A 26,904-nucleotide genomic window follows, 5' to 3' on the forward strand; every position below is an offset into this window, starting at 1 on the left:
CGGTTTCACTATGAACCCGCGCGGCCTGTTTCTTGCCTGCGTCAGTTGTATCTCAATGTCGCTGGCCAACGCTGACGAGGAGCGGCGCGTAGCCGTGATTGACTTGAGCGGATCGGCCCTCCTTGCGACAGAAGCAAGCAGGTCGGTGCTGGACTATGTAGTGCAATGCGCCTTGCCGGACGGCACCACCGCAGAGGCGAAATATCTTGATCAAGAGTTCCAGTTTCGCGGTGCGATGGGTATTGCCCCCGACTGGCGTGCGCGCGCGCTCACAAACGAAGAGCAAGCAGCCGTATCCGCCTGCCTACTGGCTCGGACCAATGCCTTTGGTGTGCCGGTTCAAATCTCATTGCGAAGCGGAGAGGGGCCACTAGCACAGCTTTCAAGTTTTGCCACAAGCGAGGCCGAGCGGCGTACCTTTCCTGTCTTTGAAGGCGCGTTTTTTGGCAACGTCTTTTTACGGACGCCACATGCATATACGTGTCGCGGTGATACGTCGGGTAGCACAGAGCGCGTTTTGAGACGCTTCAAGCGAATCTGCACTCTTCCTACGGAACAGCGGACGCCGGAAGGCAGGCCAGTTTCTGCCTGTGGATTTATTGTTCTAGGACGATGTGATGATCCGGATGTCAAGCGTATCAAAGCAGATTTCGCCAATGCAGTTGCCGAGGTTTACTTACCCATTGAGTAACTTTGGTCCCTGATATGGGTGCTTTCGCCCACAAGTGTCGAGCCTAAAGTGTCACTGCCGTGGGCTCCTAGAGGAAAACTCAACTTGTTCAATCAGAACACAAAGGGGACGTCTGTGCAGCGGATGAGCGGGCTGTTTGCCGAGATCGGTCTAACCCCCGCAGGAGGTCCTTTGCGCGCTCTGGAATCGCTGCCGGATCGGCACAGGCGCTTGACCGTAGTTTTTGACCCAATCTGCCCAATGGAGAAAACACCATGATCGACATAGCCCAAGTCCGGCGCGACACACCCGGATGCGAGACCTTCATCCATTTCGACAATGCCGGTGCATCGCCAATGCCCGATCCGGTCTTTCGCGCCGTGACCGATCATATGGCTGCGGAACGCGCCTTGGGTGGTTACGAGGCGGAGCGTCGCGCACAACCCGCGCTTGAATGTCTCTACACCGGATTGGCTGAGCTTTTAAACGCCGCGCCGGACGAGATCGCTTATGCCGAGAACGCAACACGCGCCTGGAACATGGCCGTCTATGCCTTGCCTTGGGCAGAGGGAGATCGGGTAATCGTGCATGGCTCGGAGTATGCGTCGAACATGCTGGCCTTTCTGCATCTCGAACGTCGCCATGGGATCACAATCGATATCGCCCCGTCAGACGGCACCGGCCAAATCGACGTCGACGCGCTGGAGCGAATGATCACCGCGAAGACCAAGCTTATCTCGCTGGTGCACGTCCCGACACAAGGTGGCCTTGTCAACCCAGCCGCAGCGGTTGGGGACGCCGCGCGACGCCACGGAGTCACCTATGCGCTCGATGCCTGTCAGTCCGTGGGTCAGATGGCCGTGGATGTTGGCAAGATCGGCTGCGACATCCTCACCTGCACGGGGCGCAAGTATCTCCGCGGCCCGCGCGGCACGGGGTTTCTCTACATCAGGCGCGATCTGGCCAACAGGCTCGATCCGCCTTTCATCGACCTCCACGCGGCGAACTGGAGCGCCGAGCGCAGCTTCGATATCGCCCCGGCGGCGCGACGCTTCGAGAATTATGAAAGCAATGTTGCAGGCCGCATCGGCCTCGCGCGCGCCGTTGCCTATGCGCGCAAAGTCGGGATCGCCTCAATTGAGGCTCGCATAGAGAGCCTTGCCCAAGAGTTGCGTCAAACGTTGAACGCGATACGAGGAGTTACACTGCAAGACCTTGGTGCGCGGACTTGCGGGATCGTGACCTTCACAATCGATCAGGTCGATCCGATCGCGGTGCGGGACGTATTGTTCCAGAAAGGCATCAGCACGTCGGTGTCGTTGGTCAATCACGCTCGCCTTGATCTGGGTCGACGAGAGACTGGCCCGGTGCTGCGCGCGTCGGTTCACTATTTCAACACCGAAGGCGAGATCGAACGCTTCGGGGCGGCGGTTGCCCGCATTGCTTTGAATACGTCGACTCAAACTGAAAATCTCTCGTCATGAAGAGCCTTCGAAATTAGGACAAAGTCGCAGCCTGCGGAGAACACTGCTTCGCTCACTTTCAGGTCTTGCTCTCAACCCTTTGGCATCGGGCAGTAAAGGTCTTGCTATGCAGGAGTTATCCACAGACATCATTCACTGCGCTGACGCAATCCGGTAGATGTGACTTCGCAGCGACAACGCCACATAAAAGACGGACACCCGCTTTGAAATGGCGAACGGTAGCACGGTTCGCCAATATGGCTCAGATATCGATGCGCTCAGCGATGCTCAGGGCATCTTCCAGTTCAACGCCAAGATAGCGCACAGTACTGTCGACCTTCGTGTGGCCGAGCAGCAGTTGGACCGCACGGAGATTTCCGGTCTTTCGATAGATCTCCGCCGCTTTGGTCCGGCGGAGCGAATGGGTGCCATATCCGCTCGGCTCTAGTCCAGTTGCCGTCACCCAATCGCGGACGAGCCGTCCATACTGGCGGGTGGAGATATGCAGTCGGTAGTGAAACCGGCTGGGGAACATGAACCGACATGCAAACATCTCTGGCGATTTGTCCCAGTCCAATTCGGTTTCCCGCGTGTTTTCAGTCAACTCAAACTGGACTGGTCGCTTGGTCTTGCTCTGGATCACCGAAACTCGTGCTCGCACGCGATCATCCTTTACCAGGTCAGACACGGCCAATTTGACGAGATCACAGCCGCGCAGCTTGCTGTCGATCGCGACGTTGAACAAAGCCAGATCACGCAGATGACCCGCCAGTTCGAGCCGCGCCCGGATGGCCCAGACCTGTTTTGGCAGCAAAGGCCGTTTTTGACCGATGATCCGCCCTTTGTTCCAGGCTTTGGTTTTCGGAGTAGTTGCGGGAAGTTGGACTCTTGGCATGATTTGCCCTCCGATCCACCCTCCAAACCCAATCACCAGCTCCGCGCTGACGGAACAATTCTACTGCTTGATCGAAGAGCCGGTGACAGAGATGCTCGATGGCAGTCATTGCCGCGCAAGCATTGGGCGGCTCTGAGCCCAAAGTACCGAATGCTGCGGGCTGCGTGAGTGACCGCTTTCGGGAGAGCACGATACACTTTGCAATCGGGACAATTGCTATCCTGTGGCAAGCAGCTTGACGACTAAGCATAGTCAGTTGCTTTGTCATTGCTACGACATGGCAAGGTTCATTTTAGGTCTGCTGTTTCTCCACAGAATTGAACCACAAAAGCATCGCCATCTGAGTTACCAAAGAGACCATGTGCAGAAGCAACGTCGCCAGACAGACTTCTAACTCCCATCGGGGCGTCTCTCACAATACTAAAGGCAATAAAGTCTTTCGTGCTGTAGGTATTTTCCCATGCAGGTGAGAACAGGAAATAGCTGCCTAGTGCCTCGCTGAAAACGACGTCCCACAGCCACTCGACTGTTTCAGGTAACACCACTTCAGCAGCACTCAAATCCGATTCAATTTTCAAGAGTCTTTGGTGATCCTTTGCGAAATAAGCGTTTCCGATCTTCGTGAGCCTTAGGTTGTCGGTGGCAGAAGGCCGACCCTCTCGCCATTCGGATAGATCAATCAGGCTTTCGCCATCATACGCTGCGAACCCGTTACTATGGCTCGTTAAGGTCAACCCAGATGGTTCGTGAAAAACGAAGCTCATGTAAGGAACGCCACCACTTGTTCTACGCGCGAGTGCTTGAAAACCAGCGACTCTGGTAGGAGTTCCGGGGGTCATCTCCCACAACCCCTCGCTTTCTGTAATCAGTTTAGGTTCGTCCACGCGGCTTTGAGTAAGTGGCTCGCCGGCCCATACAAGGACCTTCCCTGATGCTTGATCAAGGACGATGTCACCTGAAAACTGGTAGTCGAATATAGGATGTCGAAGATCGGTATCAAAACGGCCAACAAGTGCCCGATCTTCCAAGAGGAGTAGCAAACGTCCGGTGTCTTCGATGAATAACACATCAAAAATCGAAAACGGCGACTGAGAATAGAGACTTAACAGATCCTTTATTCTGGCGACTTGTTGCCAAGAACTCTCAGAGCCCGTGCGATACCATATTCTACCGTCTACATGAGCAAAGTCCCCCAGCCCGTTAATATCTATTGGGACTGGCATCCTTGGGTCCCAGCCCGGCGGCGTTTGAACTTTCGTTGGTGGGGTTCCGACAACCCTATAAAGTTCACCTGATTTTACGGCGAAAATCGGACCGTCGCGATTAAGCCGCCGTCGGTCTGTGCGATCAGAATGTGTTCGCCGCCAATCCGGGTCTGCCAGTCGGTCCAGATCAGATAAACTAGACAAGCCGTGACGCTCAAACTCACCATTCGCTGTGAGCCGAAAGAGCGCGGGTTCGCGTATCGTAGTATAGGCCCAAGTTTCTCCTTGCCGATCAATTATGATATTCGGCATCAAGCGGTTCCAGTTTGAAAGGGGTGGCCCTTCGAATTCGGTCAAAGCCCTATCTTTTATGGTCAGAATTTCGTTTCGCCCAAGTTTGATGAAGGAATTCGCAAATCCTGGCACCGTAAGAACTTCAGTTTGGGACCCCCAGTGCTCGTTAGAAACAGAGTTGCTGACCGCTAAAGGCACAGCGCAGAACTCTTCAGCATGCAATGCGCTGTTCCACGCGAAAGCAATCGCAAGAAAAATCGAAAACCTGTTGAGCATTGCGGCCTCATTTTGCAACGGGTGAATTCCGTCATTGGTGTTATTGAGCCTTGATTCTTACTCTAATGCAGGCACCGGGAATGCGCCATATAGTCAGCAGTTTCTAATGAAACCAGACTTTGGCGCCGTTGCAGCGAACGGCAGCAAAGTCCCGCACTGTGTGAGCTCACCGGTTCCAAGACCTCGCAGTCGCAGCGAACGGCAGGAACCGTGGGCCGCGCCGCAGCAGAAAACCTCGGCTGGCTGCGTCAACGGCCGAGTTTGCAAAGGACGCTTCCTGCGCTCCGCCGCCCCCGGTGAAACCCGCAGCATCACATGAGGCAGCTTGGCTCTGCCGAGGGTCCGCTTCTTGGAAACTCACCATGGATTTTCGCACCGGCAGCATCTTTGGTGCGGCACCCCTTGTCTACGGCCGCTTCGGGCTGTGACTGACGTGCTGCGCCAGCGAAGGGCCGCCCTCAAGGCAATGACGGCTGTGGGCTCAAAACACCCTTTCGCTGCGGACCGCTTCAACAACCGCAACGCATCGGAATTTTCGAGGCATAATGGCGTGCCGTTTTAATGAGGTCCGGTGCGACAACGGGAGAGGCTGCCCACCGGACCTGCTACACTAGGCGCTTTTCCTGCCTAGGGTATCGAAATCAAAGCGAGCCGCAACGCCAGACCGCCAGTTTACCACGCGCTTGATCCCCTCTTCGAAACTGGTTCGAGGTTCCCATCCCAGCATCGCCTTCGCCTTGTCGCAGCAATAAACAAACGGGTCGGGCGAAACCAAACGCACAACATTGGAGCTGGATTTGCTGACCGGCTCAAACCTGGTGCCCATCTCCCGCTGGATGATAGACACGATTTCCTTAACCGGGATCATCCGGCAACTGGATATGTTGAAGGACTCGTTGTCGAGATCCGACTCGATTGCCATGACGTTGGCGCGGGCGACGTCGCCTCCATAGACGAAGTCCTTTGTCTCATTGCCGCCGTCGAAATAAGCGGGTGCCTCGCCGCGATTGAGCTGATCAATCACGCCAAGTATGTAACGGGCATTGGCGGCGCGGCTGTGCATGTGCTCGCCGTAGACGGTCGAATACCGTAAAGTGGACGTGTCCCGTTTTTGTGCCGCCCCAGGTGCTCGTTTAGGCCACTTTCCGTTCGAAAGCGACCGGGCTTTTCCAGCCCAATGCTGAGTGCCGCCTTCGCGGATTGTAGAAGCCGTTGATGTATTCGAAGATTGCCAGCTCGGCGGCCCGTCGCGTTGGCCAGGACTGCCGCCAGATCAATTCAGCCTTGATGGTTTTGAAGAATGTTTCAACTGCGGCGTTGTCATAACAATTGCCTTTGCCGCTCATCGATACCTAGAACCCATGCTGGCGCAGGAGCTTCTGATAATCGTGAGAACAGTATTGGCTGCCGCGATCCGTGTGATGAAGGCATCCTTTGGGCGGTTGCCGCAGTGCCACGGCCATCTTCAATGCCCGGATTGCCAGATCACGCTTCATCCTGTTGCTGACCGCCCAGCCGATCACCCGGCGTGAATGTAGGTCAAGGATCACGGCGAGGTAGAGCCAGCCTTCGCGGGTCCAGACATAGCTGATGTCACCGACCCATTTCTGGTTGGGGCGATCTGCGCGGAAGTCCCGGTTCAACAGGTTGGGCGCAATATTGAAAGCGTGGTTGCTGTCGGTCGTCACCTTGTATCTCTTGGATCGTTCGATGCGGATGCCATTCTCGCGCATCAGCCGACCGACACGGCGGTGCCCAACATTCAGGCCCAGTTCTTTCAACTCTTCCGTCATTCTCGGCCGCCCATAGCTCCCCAGGCTGAGCCGGGATTGTTCCTTGATATGGGCCAGAACAACCATATCGCTTCTCTGCCTTTGGCTGGCAGGTCGGCTGCGATAGGCCCGCAGGCCGCGAGACCTGACATCCAAAACGGCACATATCCGATTGGCGCAAAAAATGTCACGATGTTCTTCGATGAACCTGAACCTCATGGCTTTTGGCTCGCGAAGAACTGCGCTGCCTTTTTTAAGATCTCCCTCTCCTCCTTGAGAATGCGGTTCTCCCGTCGAAGCCGTTCATTCTCACGGGCAAGATCAAGGTCCTTATCGGACACAACATCCGTGTCGCGATGCGCTAAAATCCACTTATTCAAAGTCGATAGGCCAACGCCCAAATCAGATGCCACCTGTTTGCGTGTCAGTCCACTCGTCAGCGCGATCCGCACCGCATCAGCGCGGAACTCGTCCGTTCGTTTCAATCCCATAGTTCGTCTCCTTTGTTGCAATAAATGCTATCAAAGGAGCGGCATCAAACCGCGACACGTCCATCTCGCAGGTGGTCGACGAAATGTGGCTCAGTGCGGGCCATGTAGGCGATCAGTGCTTGCAGGATACGTTCATGGGCGAGCACACGCCGTTCGAGGTCGGTTGTCTCGGGTGACGCTATCGGCATGGCGCAGTTCATCCTTCATCGACCGCGCTTTCCGCGCGCTCCGGGGATCGATCGACATCAAGGGCTGCCAGGCAGGCTTGCGCGATGTCTCGGTCAGGGGCATCGGTTCCCGGCATGGTCGCCCAGCCTGCCGCCATTAGTGCGTCGCGCCTCTGGTAGGTCGAGGCGGTCCGGATCGTGGCCAGCGTGGCCGCCCGTGCCGGGTCGGAGCGCGCCATATCGAGGCAAACCGGTACCATGGAGGCGACGACATCGTCTCGGGACATCGCCATCGCCCTGTCATTCGCGGTGCCGCCGGTCACCCAGCCGCCCCATGTGAATCCGACGACACCGACGAAGACCGCGCCGATCAGCGCGCCATAAATGCCGGGTTTGAGCCATTCGGGAGTTTTCATTTCAAGTCCTCCTGCGGGGAAAGCGCCGCATCGCTGTGATTGTTCGTTTCGGTTGTGGCCGCATCCCGGCTCAGCGCCTCTTTCAGGTCGTTTTCGGAAATCGCGCGCAACTCGGTACGTCCGGATTGGTTACCCCTGCCGCGCACCGTCAGGTACGTCGCCGTCCGTCGGTAGGCCTCGAAGCTCAGCCCATGGAGAAGCTCCTCTTCGACGAGAACTTCGTAGTCGCCCGGGGGCAAATCGTCCGGGTATCCCGACAAGGTGAACGGGTTGGAAAACGTCACCGTCGATCTGGTCGACCGCATGGTCATCTCTGATCTCCACGATGTTGGCAGATTCGTCGCTCACCACTGCCGACAGCCCCTTGGAGTCCGGGCCCGACCTGCCGAACGCTTTCCTCTTGCGTAGCTCACGATCGTTCACCATGCGCTGACACAGGTTAGTCCCTGGCACCAAACCCTTTGCGAACTCGCCGGGCACAGTCGAGCGCACTGACCTGTGTAAGGGCGGGGAGACCGACCCACGCGTATCCGTTGGGAAACAGGGGCGATCTGCGTTCCTGCAACCAAGGAATGGAATGACAATGGCCGACCCCAATGTACTCAACCCGCACCTACCCGAGTTTGATCGGTTTCTCTATGCGTCCGTTGGCGAGGATCGAAACGGATATGTCGTGACGGTCCTCTCCACGCTCGCGCGGCTCGGCCTCGATCCATGGAATGAAACCGCTGAGCTGGTCGCGCTGGGGCGCGATGGCGCGCGATCACGGTTGGGAAAGCTGCTTGCTCGATTTCCGGATGTTCCCACGCTCGCAAGCGATCACGGCAGGGTCGCCAGGGACTTGAGCCAACTGCTCCCCGAAGGCCGGGCGTCAGCCAGCCTGAAGCGAGCTGCCTCGACGGTGACCGTTGGCCGCCCGGGTACAAGCGGCGTGATCTGGGCCGTGCTCGCGTTCATCTTTGTGCTGTTTCAGATGTTCAAGGTTGGCGGGTCGGGGTCAGGCGAATGACCGTTTCCACTCAGACATCGACGCCAATGGGTCATTCTGCGCACAAGACCGGGACGCTATCGCCGCGTGAACAGGGCGTTCTCTGGGACATGGAGGAACATTTCTGGACCAGTGGTGCCGACAACGCGCGGGCGACGACAGCAAACAATGCCATCATGATCTTCCCTTATCCGCCGGGCATCCTCCAGGGTGACCAGATCTGGACCCATCTAAAGCAGAGCACCGGCTGGCGCTCCGTCGTCATGGCCGAACGGCGCGTGATGCGGTGTCACGACATCGCCATTCTCACCTACCGCGTCTCGGCGGAGAAAGCCGACGTACCGATCTACAAGGCACTCTGCGCCTCAACGTACCTCAATGATGACGACACCTGGCTGAGGATCTCCCACCAGCAAACCATGGTGGCGTGAGTGCCGCAGTGTCATTCGACCTGCCGCACGCGCCGGGACTAACCTGCGTCAGTGCGGCGGGGCGTAGATGTCGGCTAGGAGAGATGTGCCCGCCGAATATTTGGTAGGGCATTTTTTCCGAGTACCTGAGAAGCGTGTGGGCGTGCCGAACCCCAAAAGGTCGGCATGTCGGCGCGCTTCTTATTTCTCGGACCGTCCATGAAAGGACAATCCCAATGACTCCCGAACAGACGAAGACCGCCGACAAGATGAAATCCGTCAAGGCTGCATGGGACAAGGCGCCCTCCGGCCCGAAGAAGGACGCGGCGCTGAAGCACTACCAGGCCGCCGAGAAGGCTCACACGGCGAAGAACGACGCCGAGACCAACAAGGAACTCGACGCCGCGAAGCATGCGCTAGCGTGACAACCAGCGTCTGACGTGATCACCGGGGCCGCCTGCCAAACAAGGGAGGGCGGCCTCTCACTACAGGAGCGGTCCGGTCTGGTCCAGATAGGCTGCATCAAACTCAGCCAGTTCCACCAATCCAGCATGATCTTCAAAGGACACGCGAGCGTCTCGAAAGGTCACCAGTCTTCTTTCGCGCAGCTGTCGCAAGACGCGATTCACATGAATGGCACTTAACCCCAGCACATCGGCCAAGTGATACTGGGTAAGTGGGCAGTCGTATCCTTCTCTGGATCCCATACCGACCAGTGCCAGCCTCGATCCCAGTTCCAACAGAAAATGTGCCATCCGGGCGTCCGCGTCGCGCCTGCCGATCCCTACAAGGTGTTCGACCACCATTGCCTCGTCCCGCGATGCCGCCCAAAGAATGGCTGTCGCAAGCCGCGGCGTATCCGAGAAGGCCGCCAGAAGGTCGCTCTTCAACACTTCGGCGGCCTCGATGTCCACGATGGGTTCGAAACTGTGGTCCGAGGTGCGCAACAGCACGCTGCGCAAGCCGAGGAAATCCCCGGGCACCTGAAAATCGACAATCTGGCGTGTCCCGTCAGGCTGGAGCTTGTAGGAACAGACCCAACCCGCGGACAGAATATAGGCGGCTTGATCGGATTGCCCCTGATGGACCATATCGCGCCCAGCGACGAAGGAGCGGCGGCGCTGGTGCAGTCGTTCAAGCACGGCCAGCTCGACATCGGACAGGGCGACGAAGGCCGAGAGCTTCCGGGTCAGAGGGCTGTGTTCAACTGATGTCATGGGGCCTCCCGGAGCGTCGTGACCCAAGAGCGGAAATCGGCCCGGACACTGCTCTGGATCAGTCCAGCATAAGGCAATTCCTGCGAGAAGTACGGATGTATTTGAACCTCATCTTTCCCGGTTCACGATGCCAAGAAAGGAACCCCGGATGTCCACGGCGAGCGAACATGCAGGCGAGGCCGCCCTATCGATCTGCGAGGCGCTCCTGCTTGCCTTGAAAGATCGCGCGCTGCTGCCGGAGCACGAGATCCTGGGGGTGCTTCGCGACGCCGCAGCGACGCATGAGAACGCGGTCGGGACCGAACTCGAAACGGAAAGGCACCGAGCGGTCGCAGACTTGATCAACGCGATCATTGCTGGCGGCAACTCTGTTCGGCGCTTGTGACGTCAAGCTTCAACAGTGGGCGGGAGCATTTATGGATATGCACTCATGGAAAGCAAAAAAGATATTCTTTGAGGCGCTATTGTAGAACCCCTGCTCAGCCATCACTTCAGTAGCATGGGCGCTCCGGTATGGCGAGTGCCAAAGCACATCCCAATATCGCCATGCTCCCTTGGATAACCGAAGAAGGAGCAATTACGTGTCGTTCACTCCACTCCATGACCGGGTTCTCGTCCGCCGCATCGAAGGCGACGCGAAGACCTCAGGCGGGCTCATCATCCCCGACACCGCAAAAGAGAAGCCGCAGGAGGGTGAGATCGTCGCGGTCGGCGCTGGCGCCAAGGACGAGGATGGCGAGCGCATCGCCATGGACGTCAAGGCTGGCGACCGGATCCTGTTCGGGAAATGGTCGGGCACCGAAATCAAGCTCGACGGCGAAGACCTCATGATCATGAAGGAGAGCGACATTCTCGGCGTCATGACCTGACCCCGACAGCGACGCCGAAATTTCACTCTCAGGAGCACCCAATCATGTCCGCCAAAGACGTCAGATTCAGTACCGACGCCCGCGACCGCATGCTGAAAGGCATCAACACGCTGGCCAACGCCGTGAAGATCACCCTTGGTCCCAAGGGTCGAAACGTCATCATCGACAAATCCTGGGGGTCGCCGCGCATCACCAAGGACGGCGTGACCGTCGCCAAGGAAATCGAGGTTTCGGACCATTTCGAGAACATGGGCGCGCAGATGGTCAAGGAGGTCGCGCAGCGCACCAATGACGAGGCTGGAGACGGCACAACCACCGCCACCGTGCTCGCCCATGCGATTGTCCGGGAGGGCATGAAGTCGGTCGCCGCCGGCATGAACCCGATGGATCTCAAGCGCGGGATCGACAAGGCCGTCGCCGCGGTCGTGGCCGAAATCAAGACCATGTCCCGACCCGTCGGCGACAGCGACGAGATCGCGAAGGTCGGCGCCATTTCGGCGAATGGAGAAGTCGCGATCGGCCGTCAGATCGCAGATGCGATGGCCAAGGTCGGCAATGAAGGCGTGATCACCGTCGAGGAAAACAAGGGACTGGAGACCGAAACCGAAGTGGTCGAGGGCATGCAGTTCGACCGCGGCTATCTGAGCCCCTATTTCATCACGGATGCTCAGAAGATGGTCGTTGAGCTGGAAGACTGCGTCATCCTGCTTCACGAGGAAAAGCTAACCTCGCTGGCCCCGATGGTGCCCTTGCTCGAAGCGGTCATGCAAGCGGACAAGCAGCTCTTGGTTGTCGCCGAAGATATCGATGGCGAAGCGCTCGCCATGCTTGTCGTGAACAAGCTCCGCGGTGGGCTGAAGGTCGCGGCCGTCAAGGCACCTGGCTTCGGGGATCGTCGCAAGTCGATGCTGGAAGACCTCGCAATTCTTACGGGCGGCCATGTCATTTCAGAAGAACTCGGAGTTCAGCTCGAGAACGTTACGTTGGACATGCTGGGTGTCGCCAAGAAGATCACCATCACAAAGGACGCAACGACAGTGATCGATGGAGCGGGTGACAAGGCGGCCATCGCCGCGCGCTTGTCTCAGATCCGCACGCATATCGAAGACACAACGTCGGATTACGACAAGGAAAAGCTGCAGGAACGTCTTGCGAAACTCGCAGGCGGCGTCGCCGTCATCAAAGTCGGCGGGGCAACCGAAATCGAAGTCAAGGAGCGCAAGGACCGCGTGGATGATGCCTTGAACGCAACCCGCGCCGCCGTTCAGGAAGGTGTCGTGCCCGGTGGCGGCGTGGCCCTGATTCATGCCGGCAGGGTGCTGGCGACGCTGAAGGGTGAGAACACTGATCAGGACGCCGGCATCAAGATCGTCCGCCGCGCGATCCAGGCGCCGCTACGCCAGATCGCCGGCAACGCGGGCGTCGACGGATCGGTCGTCGTCGGAAAGGTAATCGAGAACGACAGCCCAAGCTTCGGTTTCGACGCGCAGGCCGAGGAATACGGCGACATGCTGAAGGCCGGTGTCATCGATCCGACGAAAGTCGTCCGGATCGCACTCGAAAATGCCGCGTCCATTGCCGGGCTACTGATCACGACCGAAGCGATGGTCGCGCAAAAGCCTGAAAAGCCTGCGGGTGACAGCCGAATGGCCGACATGGACGGCATGATGTAGTCGCTGACTGCTGAGCACATGTACCTCGAGAAGAGCAATCCGATGCTCCATGGAAATGATTACCGATTAGTTCGTTGGAAGAATTTACAAAGAGGAGAAACTGAAATGTCCAAAGGTGACAAACGACGCGGAAACCGGGAAGTGAAGAAGCCGAAAAAAGCAAAGGAAAAGGTCGTCGCAACAGCCGACTTCACAAAGGGCAAGACCTTGACCAGTCTTGGCGAGCACAAGAAAAAATAACCGCTTGTGGAAGTCCCACGCGATGAGTCTAGCAGACTTGAAGCTTGCTTTCCCTACGACACACCTTCTTTGCCGTGAACGCTATCTCATCTCGGGCCGAGCGACCCGGAGTGTTGCTCGGCAGAGGATAAACAAGACCGTCTAAACAAGCGCGACGTTGCATGAGATTGCGCGATCCAAACATGAACACACGCCGCACACGACATTCCTTAAGCCGCTAAAATTGCTTAAAATCCTTACCATCCATCACTGGACAGCCACAAAGCGCGTCTTCGAGTGACCGCTTCTTCGGGGTTTTCCGCCGTTGGTGCAATTTGCAGCATCGGCCACTTTGGGCTCCGAGCTGACCTGCGGCGGTGCGGCAGGCGGTCTGCAGCAAGATCGCCAAGCCGTCCAGGTATCCGAAGACAGCAGGCAGCCCAATCTCGACATTCATTCTGCGCCTGCATTGCCTTGCCCCTCCCGTCGGCCGGGGGCGGGAGCTGACCTTCTCTGCGCCGTCAAAGAACGGCAGCACTACGCAGCAGCGGACATTGAGGCTAGACACTTTTTCGGCGTCAACCAAGGCATTGTTGCAGAACTCGCTCTTGAGGCCTGACTCCCCCTTTCCCCTCCGAACTTAGGCGACGCGGATGATCTCAGCGGTGCCGAGTGCGTTGAAGCGGTTGATGAGTGCGATGCGGATATGGATCTCGACGGTTTGGCGGTCGGGGTCTCTTGCGGCAATGCGCTCGCCGAATGCCTTTAAGCAGCGCATCTTTGCCTCGATCCGGCTTCGGACGTGGTATCCTGTCCAGCGCTTCCAGAAGGCCCGGCCGTAGTGTCGGGTGGCTCGCAGAGTTTCGTTTCTGACCTGCGCAGCCGGACAATCTTCTTTCCACAACCGGCCATTCTTGCGGATCGGGATGATCGGGGCCGCGTCGCGTTCGAGGATCGCGGCATTGCAGCGTCGCGTGTCATAGGCACCATCGGCGATCACGGTGCCGATGTCTTCGTCCTCGGGGAACTGACCCAACAAGTCCGGTAAGACCGGGCTGTCGCCGTCGCGGCTGGGGGTGAATTCGACGGCACGGATGTCAGACGTGGCAGCGTCCATCGCAAGATGAACCTTGCGCCCCTCTCATTGATTGCCTTGCAATCAACTGCCGGGCAGCGATTGGCGCCGCCCCTGAACGCCGTGCTTGCGGGCCTGCCACTCACCATCGCCAAGGAACTTGATCCCGGTGCTGTCCACAAGCAGGTTCAGCGGCCCATCGGCGCGGCGATATGGGATCTGGACGGCCAGCATTTTCTGTCGGCGGCACAGCGTAGAGAAATCCGGAGCGGGCCAGTCCAGACCCGCCAGGTGCAAAAGGCTGGTGACCATCCCGACGGTCTGCCGGAGGGGCAGCTTGAACAGAACCTTGATCGACAGGCAGAACTGGATCGCCGCATCCGAGAAAACCGCAGGGCGACCGGGGCTGCCATCATGCGGCGCGAGCCAGGTCATCTCTTTGTCCAACCAGATCAGAAGCGACCCGAGCTTTCTGAGCGCATCGTTGTAGCTGGACCAATTCATCGTACGGTAGCGGGCAGGTGCTGGCTTGCTCATATGCCGCGTCTAACCGCATGGATTCGTGATGTGAATCCTTAGCACTCAGAATTCTGCAACAACGCCCCGTGCAGGTAATCTGAAACGTTTCGGCGTGGGGTTATCAGACACTCTGCCCGATACGCTGCGCGAGCTTACTGATAGAGGGGTGCCTCTGCCAGAAGCGCTGGCCCCATTCACGTCAAATGCCGCTGATCTGCTGAAACTGCACCACAAGGGTCGTCTGAAAGCGGGCATGGACGCCGATATGGTGGTTCTTGACGAAAACCTTGCCGTGCGGCATGTGATGGCCAGGGGGGAATGGCATGTCCGCGATGGCCAGATAGCCCGGCGCGGCATGTATGAAAAGGTTTAAGCGTCCGCGCGGTCCCCGGTGACTGCCCGTTCCAGCACCGGAAGGTATTTTGAGATATGTGCCCTGCACCCGTTGATGCAGAGACCCCGCGCGGGTTCATCATTCCGATCGGCGGCGGTGAAGACCGTGTCAAGGAAATGCAGATCCACCGGAAGTTCGTGGAGCTGTCCGGGGGGCGGGAGGCCGACATCGTCGTGATCCCGACGGCCTCGATGCTGGAAGAAACCGGACCGGACTATAACCGGATTTTCTCCGAGCTCGGCGCGGGCAAGGTGGAGTTTCTGCCGATCTCGCGCCGTGCCGATTGCGACAATCCCGATTTTGCCGAAATGCTGGACCGCGCGACGGGGATATTCATGACAGGCGGCAACCAGTTGCGCCTGTCGGCGATTCTGGGCGGCACGCTTGTCGCGCAGAAAATCCGGCGCCGGAATGCGGCGGGTGTGCCGGTTGCCGGAACCTCCGCCGGTGCCTCGATCATGTCCGAGCACATGGTTGCAGGCGGCAGCAGCAATTCCGCCCCGGCCGAAGGCAATATCACGCTGGCGCCAGGCATGGGCCTGACCAACGCCGTCATCATCGACCAGCATTTCACCCAGCGCAACCGGCTGGGGCGGCTGCTAACTGCCTCGTCTTTCAATCCTTTTCTGATCGGCCTGGGCATCGACGAAGATACTGCTGCTTTCATCGGGCCGGATAACGTCATTGAAGTCGTCGGTAGCGGAACAGTCACCGTGGTGGATGCCAGCCACCTGACGCACTCGTCGATGTGGGACGCCCGCCGGGGTGAGGCACTGAGCCTTCTGGGGCTTCGGCTTGACGTTCTGGGCGAAGGGTGCCGTTATGATCTGACCGCTCGTCAGGCTTTCCCGCCGGATGAGCATATGGCGTTCTGCACTTTGCCGGATCCGTCCGGGAGCACGGCCGCCAGCGGGGGGGGATAACAAGCTAACCGACGGGGAGCCTCATGAAAGTAGTCTCGACTAATGTCTTTGTCGGCCCAAACGTCTGGGCGAGTTTTCCGGTCATTCGCCACGTCATTGACTTGGGTGTTTTGGAAGAGTGGCCCTCGGCAAAAATCGGTTCCGGCTTTATCGACGCATTGATTGAGGCTCTGCCTGGTCTGAAGGAGCACGGCTGCTCTTACCGCGAACCCGGAGGTTTCATCCGCCGTCTGCGCGAAGATGACGGCACCTGGCTGGGCCATGTGCTGGAACATTGCGCCATCGAAGTGCAGAATGTGGCCGGGTCGGATGTGACTTTTGGCCGGACCCGCAGCACCGGCGAACCCGGCCAGTACAACATGGTCTATGAATACCGTCAGCGCGATGTCGGCCTGGACGCGGGCAAGCTGGCGATGCGGCTGCTGATGCATCTGCTGCCGCAGCCTCTCAAGGATCAAGTCGAATATGATTTCGACCCGAATTTCGATTGGAACGACGAGTTGCGCAGCTTTGTCCTTCGGGCGCAGCGCAAGGAATTCGGCCCCTCGACCGGCTCTTTGGTGAAGGCCGCGCAGGAGCGGGACATCCCCTGGATCAGGCTCAATTCCGGCTCGCTGGTGCAGTTCGGGCATGGCAAGTTTCAAAAGCGCATCCAGGCGACCATCACATCCGAGACCAAGCATATCTCGGTCGAAATCTCCTGCGACAAGGAGGACACCCACAATCTGCTGAACGACCTGGGCCTGCCGGTTCCGCAGCAGCGCATGGTGTATTCTGCGCGTGAGGCGGCCAGAGCAGCCGCGCGCATCGGGTTTCCGGTCGTGGTCAAGCCGCTGGATGCCAATCACGGGCGCGGCGTATCGATCAATCTGAACTCGGAAGCAGAGGTTGAGGCCGGCTTTGCCGAAGCCAAGGAGCATTCCCGCAGCCGGGCGATTCTGGTGGAAAGCTTCATCACCGGATTTGATCACCGGATGCTGGTGGTGAACAACAAGCTGGTTGCGGTGGCCAAGCGGGTGCCCGGCCATGTGGTCGGCGACGGCACCCATACGATTGGTGAACTGGTTAAGATCGTGAACCAGGACCCGCGCCGCGGCATCGGCCATGAAAAAGTGCTCACCCGGTTGGAGATCGACAATCAGGCCAACCGCCTGATGGAAAAAGCAGGTGTGACTGAAGACAGCGTGCTGCCGGATGGCGAGATTTTCTATTTGCGCTCGACCGCAAACCTCTCCACCGGCGGCACCGCCATCGACCTGACGGATGTTGTGCATCCTGACAACCGCGACATGGCCGAACGCGCCATCATGGCGGTGGGGCTGGATGTCGGAGGCGTCGACTTTCTGATCGACGACATCACCAAATCCTACAAGGACATCGGCGGCGCGATTGTCGAGGTGAATGCGGCGCCCGGTTTCCGGATGCATGTTGCGCCGTCGGAAGGCAAGGCGCGCGACGTGGCGGGCAAAGTGATCGACATGCTGTTCCCGGCCACTGAAAAGACGCGCATTCCGATTGCCGCAATCACCGGCACCAATGGCAAGACAACCACCTCGCGGATGCTGGGCCATATCATGAAAACCAGCGGCATGACCGTTGGCATGACCTCGACCGACGGCGTCTATGTGGATGGCAAGCTGAGCGTCAAGGGCGACATGACCGGCCCGAAATCCGCGCAGATTGTCCTGCGCGACCCGGTGGTCGATTTTGCGGTGATGGAAACCGCGCGCGGCGGGCTGGTGCGCTCAGGCCTGGGGTATCAGCGTTCGAATGTGGCAGCCTGCCTGAACGTCTCGGCGGATCATCTGGGCCTTGGCGGCATCAACACGGTCGAAGAACTGGCCGTGGTCAAACGTGTGGTGGTTGAAAGCGCCACCGATACGGCGGTGCTGAATGCTGATGACATCAACTGCCTGAAGATGGCCGACTACGCCGCTGCTGATCAGATCTTCTATGTCACCACCAACCCCGGCCACAGCCTGGTCAAGGAACATATCAAGGCGGGCGGCAAGGCCATCGTGCTGGAAAAAGGCATGAATGGCGACATGCTGACCATCTATGACAATGGGCTTCATATCCCGGTTCTGTGGTCGCATCTGATCCCGGCAACACTGGAAGGCAAGGCGATCTTCAATGTTCAGAACGCCATGTTCGCCGCTGCCATGGCCTATAGTTTCGGGGTTGATCTGGACAATATCCGCCACGGTCTGCGCACCTTCGATACCAGTTACTTCCAGGCACCGGGACGGATGAATGTCTTTGATGAGCATCCTTTCAAGGTGATCCTGGACTACGGCCACAACCCTGCCGCCCTGAAGGCGATGGCTGCGCTGGCTGACCAGATGGAGGTCAAGGGCCGCAGGCTGTGCGTGGCGTCCATGCCCGGTGACCGGCGGGATGAAGATGTGGCTGATGCCGGCGCCTCACTTGCCGGGCATTTCGACCATTTCATCTGCAAGGCCGATGACCATCGCCGCGGGCGAGGGCACGACGAAATCCCGCAGATGCTGCGCAAGGCGCTTATGGACGCTGGAACGGCGGATGAGGCGATCTCGATCATTCCGGACGAGGTCGAAGCCTTGAACAAGGCTCTTGAAATGGCTGGGCCAGGTGACTTGCTGGTGATTTTCGGCGACGATACAGCGCGCTGCTGGAAACAGATTATCTATTTTAACTCCGATGGAGAAACGCCCGAGGCCGGAACCGCACCGGCGGCCAGTCCCGTGGACACCTCTTTTGAGGATATGTTCGAGATCGACCAGAACCTCATCCGGGACGCGCGCGGTGTGCGTCTGGCCCGCGAAATTAGTGAAGACGCGGATTGACCGGAGGCACCGGAATGGACCGGATCGAGGAGCTTGAAAACGCGCTGACCATTACAAGCGCGACCTCTGACACTATCCGCGTGGATGATGCCAGACGCCTGACCGGGCCCGGCCTGCTATGGGACAAGCCTGGTGCGGTGATGGACGTGTTTCTTACTGGTACCGACACTTCGCAGGTCGCCGCATTGTGGAAAACCCATGCCCGCCGGGTGCTGGATGCGCTTGGCTGGCAGGATCAGGACCTGACTCACCGCAGCTTCACTGGCGGTATCAACCTGGCGCTCTCTGCCCCCATGGATCAGCTCTATTCCGCGATCTTCGCGGCGCAGACCGCCTGGCATTTCTGTGCCGCTGAGTTGCTGGCAGCCGCACCCGGCGATTTCGATCAGATGGTTGCGGATGTAAGAGCCGTCATGGCAAAAGAAGCAAACCCGGCTCTGATCGCTTTGATAGCGGCGGCAGAGGCGCACGGCGTGGACATACTCTGCGATGACGATGAGGTGTCCATAGGCCATGGCACCGGGAGCCAGACCTGGCCAGCGGATGCCCTGCCAGCGCCCGGCGATGTGAACTGGTCATCGCTGCACAACATCCCTGTTGCCTTCATTACCGGAACAAACGGAAAAACTACCACGACAAGGCTGTTGGAAGCCATCGCGCGCGCCTCTGGCAAGGTCGCCGGGCTGACCTCGACAGAGTTTGTGCGGGTGGGGAATGACATACTGGATCGTGGCGATTACTCTGGCCCCGGCGGCGGGCGGATGCTGCTGCGCGACAAGAGGCTCGAGATTGCCTGCCTCGAAGTAGCCCGCGGCGGCATCCTGCGCCGCGGCCTGCCGACCCGCGCGGCCACGGCAGCGGCGGTCACCAATGTGGCAAATGACCATCTGGGGCAATATGGCGTCAACACGGTGCCGGAGCTGGCCCAGGCCAAATTCGCAGTGCATCGCACCCTGGCCAAAGGCGGCGTGCTGGTCCTGAATGCCGACGACGCCTATGTCCGCGCCGAGGCGGCGAACACACCGGCGGAAATCTGGTGGTTCTCGCTGGATGCGCAGAATGACCTGATCCGTCAGGCGCGGGATGCTGGCAAATGCTGCGCCTATGTGCAGAATAACAACATCGTCTTTTTCAATGGCTCCGCCGAACAGGTGGTGATTGCGGTTTCAGATGTCCCCCTGACCATGGGCGGCGCGGCGAAATACAATATCCTGAACGCCTTGGCTGCGTCGTGCCTTGCGCTGGCACTGGACCTGCCGGTTCAGGCGCTGCGGGAGGGGTTGCGCGGATTCAAACCCGACGCCAAGGACAACCCGGGCCGCTGCAACGAGTTCCGTTACAATGACGCGCGGGTATTCGTGGATTTTGCCCATAACCCGCACTCGATTTCGGCTGTCTGCAATGCGCTGTCAGACCTGCCGGCAAAGCGGCGTTTCATCATGCTCAGCCATGCGGGCGACCGGTCGGACCAGGACATCCGGGACGTCACCGCAACCGCATTGGATTTCCAGCCCGATGTTATCGTTGCCGCCGAATTGGAAGATTACCTGAGAGGCCGCGAACTGGGGGAAATACCGGATTTGATCCAAAAGACGATCTCCGAGCAAGGATATGACGCGAAACAGGTCCTGAGAGCTTCTTCGCCCTCTCAGGCCGCTTCGATGATCTTGGAAAAGCTTGTACCGGGCGATCTCGCCTTGCTGCTGGTGCTGTCAGAACGCGACACCGTTCTCGCGATGCTCGACAGCTGAAGGCATGTGCGGGTGCTTGGCTTGCGAATGTGCTGCCGGCGCCAGCCGGGACTCGCAAGCGCGGCTGCTCATGAGCAGGCTCTTGGCACCCAGTTTGTCGCGCTTGACCTGAGATGGGCTGAAAGTGGGCTATGGATCAAACCCCGCCGTTTGATTGATTTGCAGCATCATGCACTCTGGGCTCTCTGCCGACTTGCGGCGATGCAGCGGCAGGGTTGCAACAAAACTTCACCAAGATGCTTCTGCCAGGCGACGCCAGGCAGCCCGAAGCGGCCATAGACCGAAGACCCTGGGCCAACGATGCTGCGCATGCGAAACTTCTGGGTCTCTTTCCCGGAAGCGGACCTTCGGTAGGGCTAAGCTGCCTCATGTGATGCTGCGGGATGCACCGGGGGCAGCGGAGCGCAGGGAGCTGCCCTTTGCAAACTCGGCCGTTTGACGCAACCAGCCGAGGGTTTCTGCTACGGCGCAGCCCGCCGTTCCGGCCATTCGCTGCGACTGCGAGGTTTTGGAACCGGTGAGTTCACATAGTGCCGTACTTTGCTGCCGCTCGTGTCCACGGATCCAATGTCTGGTCCGTATGGCACGCGGCACCAGGGAAACCAGAAAACTTGGCGCCGGTCTTTCCGAGGATTTCACGATCCTGCATTATCGGCTCATTGGGGTTCCGAAGACATAGATATCAAGCGCCGGGCCGGGCCGCCCTCTGCCAAAGGTGTCTTCGCCATAGTGTCGAAATTGAACCAGCGCCCAAGTCGCCGTGAGAGTTTCGGTTTGCCATCGACTGTCAGCCGCCCGTCTTCGATCGCGGTGGCCAAAGCGATGTCTCCGCGATAGACCCGGATCAAGTTTTTCAACGTGGCCTCCAGATACAGGTCGGTCCCACCTCCGGGATCGGAAACGCATAGATCCAAGCTTCCGTCCTCGCACACGAACCAGTAGAATCTCTTGTGCTTCGGCTGGTCGGACACATCGAGCCGAAGCACATGGCGCCTCGGTCCGAAGGCAGTCGGGTCCACCGAGTATTCCAATCCCCAGATCAAAAGCCCCAGATCAAGCTCGCCTTCTGCAAGCTCGCGCCGTGTCCACCTTTGCCCCCAGATACCAAGAGCTCCTACCAAGGGAAGAAACTCGGCACCGGCATCGGTCAGGTGATAGGTCCAGCTCTTGCCCGTATCGCTGCGTCGTCGCTCGACAAGACCTTCGGCTTCCACTTGGCGCAGTCGCTGCGTCAGGAGCGTTGCAGACATATGCGGCACGCCGCGGTGTATGTCGCTGAACCTTTCGGCGCCCGCGCCGAGGTTCCGGATGACCAGTGCCGTCCAGCGTTCGCAAAAGATTTCCGCGGCCTTGGCGATAGGGCAGAATTGACCATAGCTCTTCATCGCGGCCTCCCGTGCTAAGTGCAGGATACCCCAGCTGTTCCGTCCTGAATACTACAGATCGTGGAGTATCCACCGGCGGACCTGATCGGCACAATCGCTCCGAAGCTATTGAGAAGGAGGCTATGATGAACGTCGACACATTAAGCCCTGAAGCACGGATGTGGGGCCAGCCGGGCAAATCCTACGACGGGATTTCATTCGGGCTGTCCGACACCATTTCACACACGGTTCAAGCCCTTTGGCCAAGACCCGGCGAACGCATCCTCGATATCGGGACGGGCACGGGTTGGGCCGCCCGGCTTGCAGCTTGGCGTGGGGCCAGCGTCACGGGCGTGGACATTGCACCAGGTATGCTCGAAGCGGCCGAAACGCTGTCGGCCGGGTTTGATCCTCGTCCGGTTTTTCAACAGGCGGCGGCGGAGGAGCTTCCTTTTGACAACGGAAGTTTCGATGGAGTGATCTCGACCTTCGGTGTCATTTTTTCAAGCGAACCGTCCAAGTCGGTAACCGAAATGGCGCGGGTCGTTCGGCCCGGTGGGCGGCTGGCACTCGCGACATGGGCCGATGAGCCCGATGGCTATATTGCGCGCTTCTTCGGGCTGGTCGGAGAATGGTCCGATGCGCCGCCGCCTGCCTCACCCTTCGACTGGGGGCGTTCAAGCTGGTTGAAAGAGGTCGTCGGAGAGTGTTTCGAAATCGACATCCACGAACAGGTGACGACACTCTATGCACCGGATGTGACGACGGTTTGGAAGGAATACGTCAATGGCTTCGGTCCTGTCGCGGCTACATACGCCACCCTGCCGCAAAACCGGCGCGACGCATTCAGAGCGGCGTTCGAAGACTTCCACCGATCGTTTGCCGCCGGGTCCGGCCTGGCGATACCTCGACTGGCGCTCGTCATCCGAGGAGTTCGGCTCTAAGCTAGGATGCCACTGAACGCGTTGAGCGGGATTGTCGGCACGGCTTCCTGCGGCAGTCATTCATGCACCGTGGGGCACTTCCGCATCCGATACTTTGGGTTCACTGCCGCCTTGCGGCGGCACAGCACCGAGAAACCAGCACCAGCCTGCCCCAAGCCGACCGTGATCGGCTCAAGCCAGCCCAATTTCGACATTCGATCAAGGCGCAGCGATGCCCCCGCTGCAGGTGCGAAGGATCCCGTCAGATCTCCCAACAGCGGACCTTCAGGTCTTGCTCAGCTGACCAGGACGATGCTGCCCCGCACCAAGGTCAGCGAAGCCCAGTACAGCGACGTTTGCAAAGTCTTGGGATCTGCCAGCCGGGCGGCGATCCCATGCTGCACGAGCAATGAAAGGAGCAGACCTTCGCCGCAGGTGCAGCCACCAACCATCATCGAACGGAAGAGATGCGGGACATTGCTGCCGTTGCCCTTCCTGGAGTTTGCTGACGCAGCATTCGCTCGCGGGTGCGGCATGGTTTTCGCTGTGAAGCAGCATGTGTCGCCAAACCGGCCGTTGAAAGTCAGCCCGAGGGGCTAAATTCAATCCACCCTTTCGCCGCAACGTGGATCGACCAACGAGGAGCCGGACAAAACCGCTGCCCCCGTCACCGGAGGTAATGACGGTGGGCCGCCCATAGCCCTCATCGACCACCTAGCCGGTTATCCTCCTGCTGTCAGGCTATATGCCTTACTGGAGTCCTTGGCCGCCAGATCGGCAGGTTGAATATAGAACTCAACCACCCCGCAGTCACAGAACATGAAGTCCGTGCCGTGGTCGCTGTCCAAGACGAGCAAGCTGTACGAGTGCTCCAGCGTGATCATCACGACAAATCTCAGCTTCAGAGAATAGGCCGCCGTCTTCGGGAATGCCAAGATGACCACGGCGCTCCTGGACCGGCTCACCAACCGCTGCCACATCCTGGAAACCGGAAACGACAGCTACCGCTTCAAAGCCAGTTCCGCCGCTGCACAATCAGAAAAGGAGGGAAATATCCGTTGACCCAGACATAACCACCAGAACATAACTATCAGGCGGGTCAGTTCTCGATGGAAATCCTGGGTCAGATCTCAGCGGAAATCAACAAATAGAGGCGTTGTCACTAATCAGCCCTTTGATGCCTGAATTGTAATCACGATTGTACACGTCTAATGCAAGAATGCTCAGGAATAGCGCTTTTGAAATGTTCATAGATCACCTCGAATGAAATTGCCTCGAGACATCTTGCTTGACGATGTCTCAAAATAGGGATCTGAAATACCGCGCTTTAAAGCAGCTTGATGGTCCGCAGCCCATCTCCGGAAAAAATTTCCACCTAACACAGCCTCAATCTGGCCAAAGGTAATAGGATCTGCGGTGATCTCGAGCGTCATGCTCTGCAGCGCAAAACCCGGACCAAAAGCCGCGGCCAGATTGTTGGGATCCACCAGCCGCAACGATTTGGGGTCACTGATGTCGTCAAAACTCACTAGGCGCGGGCGCCGTTCTGGCTGAATCTCAACCGGACCCGCCCCCTCTAGGTTTTCAATATCACGCAAATACCCCGGCTTATTCGCATGGCTGCGGTCTACAGGCAGTACCCGCTCCGCCAGCATCTCATCTGCAAGAAGTACAAAAAGATACTGCCCGTCGCCGAGATCGGCCGCCACCGCCTCGCCACGCATGGAATAATTGCGCTCATATCCGCCTATTTGCTGCCATTTCGGAAAATAGACCGCCTCAATTGCCTGAACGGTCTCCGCCGCAACCTCCCCTTTCGGGGTCATGACAACAATCCGAATCCGTTGATGCCAATCAAAGGTCTGGCTGCATGCAGACAGCAACAATAGCAAACCAATGGCACAAAAGAAAAATCGCCTTTTAAACCTCATCCCAACACCGTAGACGGCCTTAAATTGAAGTGTGTTAGCCCCCCCTCTCGACCCAGCAATACCAGCACCATAACCCCTATTGCAGGAGCCCATTGCAAGAATGGCGAGAAATAGGTAACCTGAAATGTTCACTTTGAAATCTCCGTGGGAAAGCTGTAAGCGCTCAATGAATTTGCTAACTGGTTAGGTCATGTTGACAAATGGCGCAGCCATAGGCGGATAGACGTAATATCGACGAAGGCAAGGAAACTCTCGGCTGTCTTGTCGTAGCGGGTTGCGACCCTGCGGGCGTTCTTGAGCTTGTTGAAGCATCGTTCGACCAGGTTTCTAAGCCGGTACAAGGAACGATCCACACCGACGCGTTTCTTGCGGGACCGGCGCATTGGGATCACGGGGCGAACGCCACGGTCATTCATAGACTTACGAATGCCGTCAGCGTCATAGCCGCGGTCGGCCAGCAATATCTTAGGCTGGGGCAGATTTTCTGCCATGACCAGGTCAAAGCCCAGATAGTCGGACGTTTGCCCTGGCGTGATTTCGGTTCTCATGGGCAGACCATGCGCGTTGACGAGGAGGTGGATCTTGGTCGTGAAGCCACCTCTAGAACGGCCGAAACCCTGTCGCGGTGTCCCCCTTTTGCACCCGCTGCCTGATGATGGGCCCGGATCACGGTGCTGTCGATCATTTGCAGGGCGTCTGGCACGGCCCCGCTTTCGTTCAGGGCCTCCATGATCTCCTCCCATAGTCCCGCGAGCGTCCAGCGCCGGAACTGGCGGTAGACGCTCGACCACTTGCCAAACTCTTCCGTCAGATCGCGCCATGGCGCACCGGTCCGGGCAATCCAGAATATCCCGTCAAGAACAAGGCGATGATTGGGAGGTTTGCGGCCATTCGGGGCGCGGGCAGAATGGATGAAACGTTCAAAGAACGCCCATTCTTCGTTCGTCATTAGGTCTCGTGCCAAGCTGGTCTCCATCGAAGATACCAGCTTGAATCACGTACAGCGCTGCCTGTGAATCCCTTTTTGTCAACACGACCTAGTCTAATTCTACGATAGCGGCCGCTTTAGGCTGCTTTGGTCCCTCACCCGAACGCCGCGCAATTTACACTTACAGTGTTTTGAAACACCTGAAACTCATCGGTTTTGGCTGTATTGCATGTCACCCAATACTCGAACGACTAGGAGGCTGGACTTGTGGGCGGCGTAGGCCTTCTGCTGCGTGGATGGTGTCTTTGGGTCGTTGTAGCGGACGCCAGCGCCGCACTGGATGTCGGCAAGTAGATGCTTGAGGTTCAGGCCGGGCGCGGAGAACGTAAGCGCGTCATGCAACTTCATCAGGTCGTGGATCCGTTCGACGGGGACATCACCAACCAGCGTAATCAGGCCCTTCATGAAATTCTCGACCATCTGAAGCGACGCCCATCTCGCGTGGCCCCAGTTCGGTTACTGACTGGTCATGTTCGCCACGGCAGCAGCCCAGTCATCCTCGGCGGCGGCGAACATCGGATCCGAAGTACGAAACCGGTCGAATGCGTTGCGAACATCGAGGCCCACCACAAACAGTCCATAGACCTCGTTCAGGTCGCCATCCGAAAAATGCTGAAGGCGGGCCTCGGTGATACCTGAAAGCGAGGCGCCGGCGTTGATGCGGAGAACCTGTGTCCCAATCCTGCTCCCGGTGTGGCTGGAAAAATCGCGTTTGGCCTCGATGACAGCCGTCCCGTAAATCAGCGGAATCCGCATCTCCCAGATGTCACCATCCGCAAGGACCGCGACCTTTGCCTTCTCGGAGAAGTCGGTCTTGAGTAAGTCGCCGTAGACGTCCTTGTACCAACTATAGATGTTGTCGGTGTGGACGCTCGCCGCGATCAGTTCTGGCGGAGCACCGGACGGGAGCTTGGCTAATGGAAGGCCTATGTGGAACCTTTTGCCGAACTCGATCACCGCCAGGATAGGGCGCGAGTGGGGCGGAATGCCTTTCTCTTTAAGAGACTGGTCGATCTCACGAAGAACGGAGGATATGTCTTCAGGGATTTTCATGCATCGATCATAGCAACGTCTGCGGTAAGGGGAACACGATGCTGCATCGCAAACAGGACCCGCCCGCCACGCCTTGATGTCCCTAATGGACACTGAACTGCCTAGCGACACCGCACTGGGCCCATCACCGATC

Annotated in this window: 26 protein-coding genes and 4 pseudogenes; 15 read left to right on the top strand and 15 right to left on the bottom strand. The window is 58.4% G+C overall.

Going from position 1 to position 26,904, the window contains the following annotated elements; genetic code table 11:
- Positions 1-10 precede the first annotated feature (10 nt).
- Together DAEP_RS24035 and DAEP_RS22920 are read left to right on the top strand one after the other, a co-directional pair.
- Positions 11-691, top strand: coding sequence for a hypothetical protein (locus tag DAEP_RS24035; RefSeq protein ID WP_154665081.1), 681 nt, complete (start codon positions 11-13; stop codon positions 689-691).
- A gap of 254 nt (positions 692-945) precedes the next feature.
- Entirely contained in the window at positions 946-2,154 is a 1,209-nt protein-coding gene (locus tag DAEP_RS22920; RefSeq protein ID WP_036760856.1) for an aminotransferase class V-fold PLP-dependent enzyme, read from the top strand.
- 241 nt (positions 2,155-2,395) lie between these two features.
- Here DAEP_RS22920 and DAEP_RS0118395 read toward each other — a convergent pair whose 3' ends face one another.
- From DAEP_RS0118395 to DAEP_RS0118425, 6 genes and pseudogenes are all read right to left on the bottom strand, one after another.
- Complete coding sequence (locus DAEP_RS0118395; RefSeq protein WP_027245703.1) at positions 2,396-3,028, bottom strand: tyrosine-type recombinase/integrase; 633 nt, start codon at positions 3,026-3,028, stop codon at positions 2,396-2,398.
- 287 nt (positions 3,029-3,315) lie between these two features.
- Complete coding sequence (locus DAEP_RS24040; RefSeq protein ID WP_154665082.1) at positions 3,316-4,803, bottom strand: hypothetical protein; 1,488 nt, start codon at positions 4,801-4,803, stop codon at positions 3,316-3,318.
- Between the two features lie 610 nt (positions 4,804-5,413).
- Positions 5,414-6,004: an NAD-dependent epimerase/dehydratase family protein gene (locus tag DAEP_RS23400; protein WP_084204463.1), complete on the bottom strand. Its 591-nt coding sequence runs from the start codon at positions 6,002-6,004 to the stop codon at positions 5,414-5,416.
- Positions 5,937-7,066, bottom strand: a pseudogene (locus DAEP_RS22930) (IS3 family transposase). The gene DAEP_RS23400 and the pseudogene DAEP_RS22930 overlap by 68 nt, the downstream one beginning before the upstream one ends.
- 196 nt (positions 7,067-7,262) lie before the next feature.
- Entirely contained in the window at positions 7,263-7,649 is a 387-nt protein-coding gene (locus DAEP_RS0118420) for a hypothetical protein (RefSeq protein ID WP_008555709.1), read from the bottom strand.
- The gene (locus DAEP_RS0118425) at positions 7,646-7,960 is read right to left on the bottom strand and encodes a hypothetical protein (protein WP_036760858.1); all 315 of its coding nucleotides are present in this window, start codon (positions 7,958-7,960) and stop codon (positions 7,646-7,648) included. Before DAEP_RS0118425 ends, DAEP_RS0118420 begins: the two co-directional genes overlap by 4 nt.
- Before the next feature lie 272 nt (positions 7,961-8,232).
- Between DAEP_RS0118425 and DAEP_RS0118430 the strand changes: the two genes are divergently transcribed.
- The 3 genes from DAEP_RS0118430 (at position 8,233) to DAEP_RS0118440 (ending at position 9,472) form a co-directional block, all read left to right on the top strand.
- Positions 8,233-8,658 carry a hypothetical protein gene (locus DAEP_RS0118430; RefSeq protein WP_154665083.1) on the top strand — a complete coding sequence of 142 codons (426 nt, stop codon included), beginning with the start codon at positions 8,233-8,235 and terminating at the stop codon, positions 8,656-8,658.
- A complete protein-coding gene (locus tag DAEP_RS0118435; protein ID WP_245595116.1) occupies positions 8,655-9,068 on the top strand; it encodes a hypothetical protein in 414 nt (137 codons plus the stop codon). The genes DAEP_RS0118430 and DAEP_RS0118435 overlap by 4 nt, the downstream gene beginning before the upstream one ends.
- Before the next feature lie 215 nt (positions 9,069-9,283).
- Positions 9,284-9,472 carry a hypothetical protein gene (locus DAEP_RS0118440; protein WP_008556092.1) on the top strand — a complete coding sequence of 63 codons (189 nt, stop codon included), beginning with the start codon at positions 9,284-9,286 and terminating at the stop codon, positions 9,470-9,472.
- 60 nt (positions 9,473-9,532) lie between these two features.
- Here DAEP_RS0118440 and DAEP_RS0118445 read toward each other — a convergent pair whose 3' ends face one another.
- The gene (locus DAEP_RS0118445) at positions 9,533-10,264 is read right to left on the bottom strand and encodes a Crp/Fnr family transcriptional regulator (RefSeq protein ID WP_027245706.1); all 732 of its coding nucleotides are present in this window, start codon (positions 10,262-10,264) and stop codon (positions 9,533-9,535) included.
- 148 nt (positions 10,265-10,412) lie between these two features.
- Between DAEP_RS0118445 and DAEP_RS0118450 the strand changes: the two genes are divergently transcribed.
- The 4 genes from DAEP_RS0118450 (at position 10,413) to DAEP_RS24280 (ending at position 13,046) form a co-directional block, all read left to right on the top strand.
- Positions 10,413-10,649, top strand: a complete 237-nt coding sequence (locus tag DAEP_RS0118450; RefSeq protein ID WP_008556607.1) for a hypothetical protein — start codon at positions 10,413-10,415, stop codon at positions 10,647-10,649.
- A gap of 196 nt (positions 10,650-10,845) precedes the next feature.
- On the top strand, positions 10,846-11,133 hold the full coding sequence (locus tag DAEP_RS0118455) for a co-chaperone GroES (RefSeq protein WP_008556373.1): 288 nt from the start codon (positions 10,846-10,848) through the stop codon (positions 11,131-11,133).
- Positions 11,134-11,177: 44 nt separating this feature from the next.
- Positions 11,178-12,806: a chaperonin GroEL gene (gene groL / locus DAEP_RS0118460; RefSeq protein WP_027245707.1), complete on the top strand. Its 1,629-nt coding sequence runs from the start codon at positions 11,178-11,180 to the stop codon at positions 12,804-12,806.
- Positions 12,807-12,824: 18 nt separating this feature from the next.
- On the top strand, positions 12,825-13,046 hold the full coding sequence (locus tag DAEP_RS24280) for a hypothetical protein (protein WP_157626764.1): 222 nt from the start codon (positions 12,825-12,827) through the stop codon (positions 13,044-13,046).
- 619 nt (positions 13,047-13,665) lie between these two features.
- Here DAEP_RS24280 and DAEP_RS23705 read toward each other — a convergent pair.
- A pseudogene (locus tag DAEP_RS23705) lies at positions 13,666-14,637 on the bottom strand (IS5 family transposase).
- 94 nt (positions 14,638-14,731) lie between these two features.
- On the opposite strand from DAEP_RS23705, the gene DAEP_RS24045 reads away from it, so the two are divergent.
- From DAEP_RS24045 to DAEP_RS0118495, 4 genes are read left to right on the top strand one after another with little or no spacing between them, the layout of a single operon-like run.
- Positions 14,732-14,992: an amidohydrolase family protein gene (locus DAEP_RS24045; protein WP_161787068.1), complete on the top strand. Its 261-nt coding sequence runs from the start codon at positions 14,732-14,734 to the stop codon at positions 14,990-14,992.
- Between the two features lie 56 nt (positions 14,993-15,048).
- Positions 15,049-15,936, top strand: a complete 888-nt coding sequence (locus DAEP_RS22935) for a cyanophycinase (RefSeq protein WP_084204464.1) — start codon at positions 15,049-15,051, stop codon at positions 15,934-15,936.
- Between the two features lie 23 nt (positions 15,937-15,959).
- On the top strand, positions 15,960-18,761 hold the full coding sequence (cphA, locus tag DAEP_RS0118490; RefSeq protein WP_027245710.1) for a cyanophycin synthetase: 2,802 nt from the start codon (positions 15,960-15,962) through the stop codon (positions 18,759-18,761).
- 14 nt (positions 18,762-18,775) lie between these two features.
- Positions 18,776-20,512: a Mur ligase family protein gene (locus DAEP_RS0118495; RefSeq protein ID WP_051337440.1), complete on the top strand. Its 1,737-nt coding sequence runs from the start codon at positions 18,776-18,778 to the stop codon at positions 20,510-20,512.
- Between the two features lie 656 nt (positions 20,513-21,168).
- On the opposite strand, the gene DAEP_RS0118500 is transcribed toward DAEP_RS0118495, so the two are convergent.
- A complete protein-coding gene (locus DAEP_RS0118500) occupies positions 21,169-21,897 on the bottom strand; it encodes a winged helix-turn-helix transcriptional regulator (RefSeq protein WP_027245712.1) in 729 nt (242 codons plus the stop codon).
- 125 nt (positions 21,898-22,022) lie between these two features.
- Between DAEP_RS0118500 and DAEP_RS0118505 the strand changes: the two genes are divergently transcribed.
- Positions 22,023-22,820 carry a class I SAM-dependent methyltransferase gene (locus DAEP_RS0118505; RefSeq protein ID WP_027245713.1) on the top strand — a complete coding sequence of 266 codons (798 nt, stop codon included), beginning with the start codon at positions 22,023-22,025 and terminating at the stop codon, positions 22,818-22,820.
- Between the two features lie 275 nt (positions 22,821-23,095).
- Here DAEP_RS0118505 and DAEP_RS24050 read toward each other — a convergent pair whose 3' ends face one another.
- The gene (locus tag DAEP_RS24050) at positions 23,096-23,335 is read right to left on the bottom strand and encodes a hypothetical protein (protein ID WP_161787069.1); all 240 of its coding nucleotides are present in this window, start codon (positions 23,333-23,335) and stop codon (positions 23,096-23,098) included.
- A 186-nt stretch (positions 23,336-23,521) separates the two neighbouring features.
- Positions 23,522-23,683, bottom strand: coding sequence for a DUF1963 domain-containing protein (locus tag DAEP_RS24530; RefSeq protein ID WP_342665825.1), 162 nt, complete (start codon positions 23,681-23,683; stop codon positions 23,522-23,524).
- On the opposite strand from DAEP_RS24530, the pseudogene DAEP_RS24400 reads away from it, so the two are divergent.
- A pseudogene (locus tag DAEP_RS24400) lies at positions 23,652-23,861 on the top strand (ATP-binding protein); the annotation flags it as partial. The gene DAEP_RS24530 and the pseudogene DAEP_RS24400 overlap by 32 nt on opposite strands.
- A gap of 185 nt (positions 23,862-24,046) precedes the next feature.
- Here the strand turns inward: DAEP_RS24400 and DAEP_RS22940 are convergent.
- The 4 genes and pseudogenes from DAEP_RS22940 to DAEP_RS22945 form a co-directional block, all read right to left on the bottom strand.
- Entirely contained in the window at positions 24,047-24,862 is an 816-nt protein-coding gene (locus tag DAEP_RS22940) for a hypothetical protein (protein WP_154665086.1), read from the bottom strand.
- Positions 24,863-24,918: 56 nt separating this feature from the next.
- Positions 24,919-25,706, bottom strand: a pseudogene (locus DAEP_RS23710) (IS5 family transposase).
- A gap of 159 nt (positions 25,707-25,865) precedes the next feature.
- Positions 25,866-26,138: a hypothetical protein gene (locus tag DAEP_RS24405; RefSeq protein WP_245595118.1), complete on the bottom strand. Its 273-nt coding sequence runs from the start codon at positions 26,136-26,138 to the stop codon at positions 25,866-25,868.
- Between the two features lie 36 nt (positions 26,139-26,174).
- Positions 26,175-26,771, bottom strand: coding sequence for a hypothetical protein (locus DAEP_RS22945; protein ID WP_245595119.1), 597 nt, complete (start codon positions 26,769-26,771; stop codon positions 26,175-26,177).
- Positions 26,772-26,904: the final 133 nt, after the last annotated feature.

This window comes from Leisingera daeponensis DSM 23529, assembly GCF_000473145.1.
GTDB lineage: Bacteria > Pseudomonadota > Alphaproteobacteria > Rhodobacterales > Rhodobacteraceae > Leisingera > Leisingera daeponensis.

What these genes read in the sequence shown, in the direction of transcription:
- DAEP_RS24050 (WP_161787069.1), bottom strand. Translation starts at nt 23,335, where the DNA reads ATGCCGCACCCGCGAGCGAATGCTGCGTCAGCAAACTCCAGGAAGGGC.
- DAEP_RS0118495 (WP_051337440.1), top strand. Translation starts at nt 18,776, where the DNA reads ATGGACCGGATCGAGGAGCTTGAAAACGCGCTGACCATTACAAGCGCG.
- DAEP_RS0118440 (WP_008556092.1), top strand. Translation starts at nt 9,284, where the DNA reads ATGACTCCCGAACAGACGAAGACCGCCGACAAGATGAAATCCGTCAAG.
- DAEP_RS0118425 (WP_036760858.1), bottom strand. Translation starts at nt 7,960, where the DNA reads ATGACCATGCGGTCGACCAGATCGACGGTGACGTTTTCCAACCCGTTC.
- DAEP_RS0118420 (WP_008555709.1), bottom strand. Translation starts at nt 7,649, where the DNA reads ATGAAAACTCCCGAATGGCTCAAACCCGGCATTTATGGCGCGCTGATC.
- DAEP_RS0118450 (WP_008556607.1), top strand. Translation starts at nt 10,413, where the DNA reads ATGTCCACGGCGAGCGAACATGCAGGCGAGGCCGCCCTATCGATCTGC.
- DAEP_RS24530 (WP_342665825.1), bottom strand. Translation starts at nt 23,683, where the DNA reads ATGATCACGCTGGAGCACTCGTACAGCTTGCTCGTCTTGGACAGCGAC.
- DAEP_RS0118445 (WP_027245706.1), bottom strand. Translation starts at nt 10,264, where the DNA reads ATGACATCAGTTGAACACAGCCCTCTGACCCGGAAGCTCTCGGCCTTC.
- DAEP_RS24040 (WP_154665082.1), bottom strand. Translation starts at nt 4,803, where the DNA reads ATGCTCAACAGGTTTTCGATTTTTCTTGCGATTGCTTTCGCGTGGAAC.
- DAEP_RS22935 (WP_084204464.1), top strand. Translation starts at nt 15,049, where the DNA reads ATGTGCCCTGCACCCGTTGATGCAGAGACCCCGCGCGGGTTCATCATT.
- DAEP_RS24280 (WP_157626764.1), top strand. Translation starts at nt 12,825, where the DNA reads ATGTACCTCGAGAAGAGCAATCCGATGCTCCATGGAAATGATTACCGA.
- DAEP_RS24035 (WP_154665081.1), top strand. Translation starts at nt 11, where the DNA reads ATGAACCCGCGCGGCCTGTTTCTTGCCTGCGTCAGTTGTATCTCAATG.
- cphA (WP_027245710.1), top strand. Translation starts at nt 15,960, where the DNA reads ATGAAAGTAGTCTCGACTAATGTCTTTGTCGGCCCAAACGTCTGGGCG.
- DAEP_RS24405 (WP_245595118.1), bottom strand. Translation starts at nt 26,138, where the DNA reads ATGGTCGAGAATTTCATGAAGGGCCTGATTACGCTGGTTGGTGATGTC.
- DAEP_RS0118430 (WP_154665083.1), top strand. Translation starts at nt 8,233, where the DNA reads ATGGCCGACCCCAATGTACTCAACCCGCACCTACCCGAGTTTGATCGG.
- DAEP_RS0118435 (WP_245595116.1), top strand. Translation starts at nt 8,655, where the DNA reads ATGACCGTTTCCACTCAGACATCGACGCCAATGGGTCATTCTGCGCAC.
- DAEP_RS22945 (WP_245595119.1), bottom strand. Translation starts at nt 26,771, where the DNA reads ATGAAAATCCCTGAAGACATATCCTCCGTTCTTCGTGAGATCGACCAG.
- DAEP_RS22920 (WP_036760856.1), top strand. Translation starts at nt 946, where the DNA reads ATGATCGACATAGCCCAAGTCCGGCGCGACACACCCGGATGCGAGACC.
- DAEP_RS0118505 (WP_027245713.1), top strand. Translation starts at nt 22,023, where the DNA reads ATGAACGTCGACACATTAAGCCCTGAAGCACGGATGTGGGGCCAGCCG.
- groL (WP_027245707.1), top strand. Translation starts at nt 11,178, where the DNA reads ATGTCCGCCAAAGACGTCAGATTCAGTACCGACGCCCGCGACCGCATG.
- DAEP_RS0118500 (WP_027245712.1), bottom strand. Translation starts at nt 21,897, where the DNA reads ATGAAGAGCTATGGTCAATTCTGCCCTATCGCCAAGGCCGCGGAAATC.
- DAEP_RS0118395 (WP_027245703.1), bottom strand. Translation starts at nt 3,028, where the DNA reads ATGCCAAGAGTCCAACTTCCCGCAACTACTCCGAAAACCAAAGCCTGG.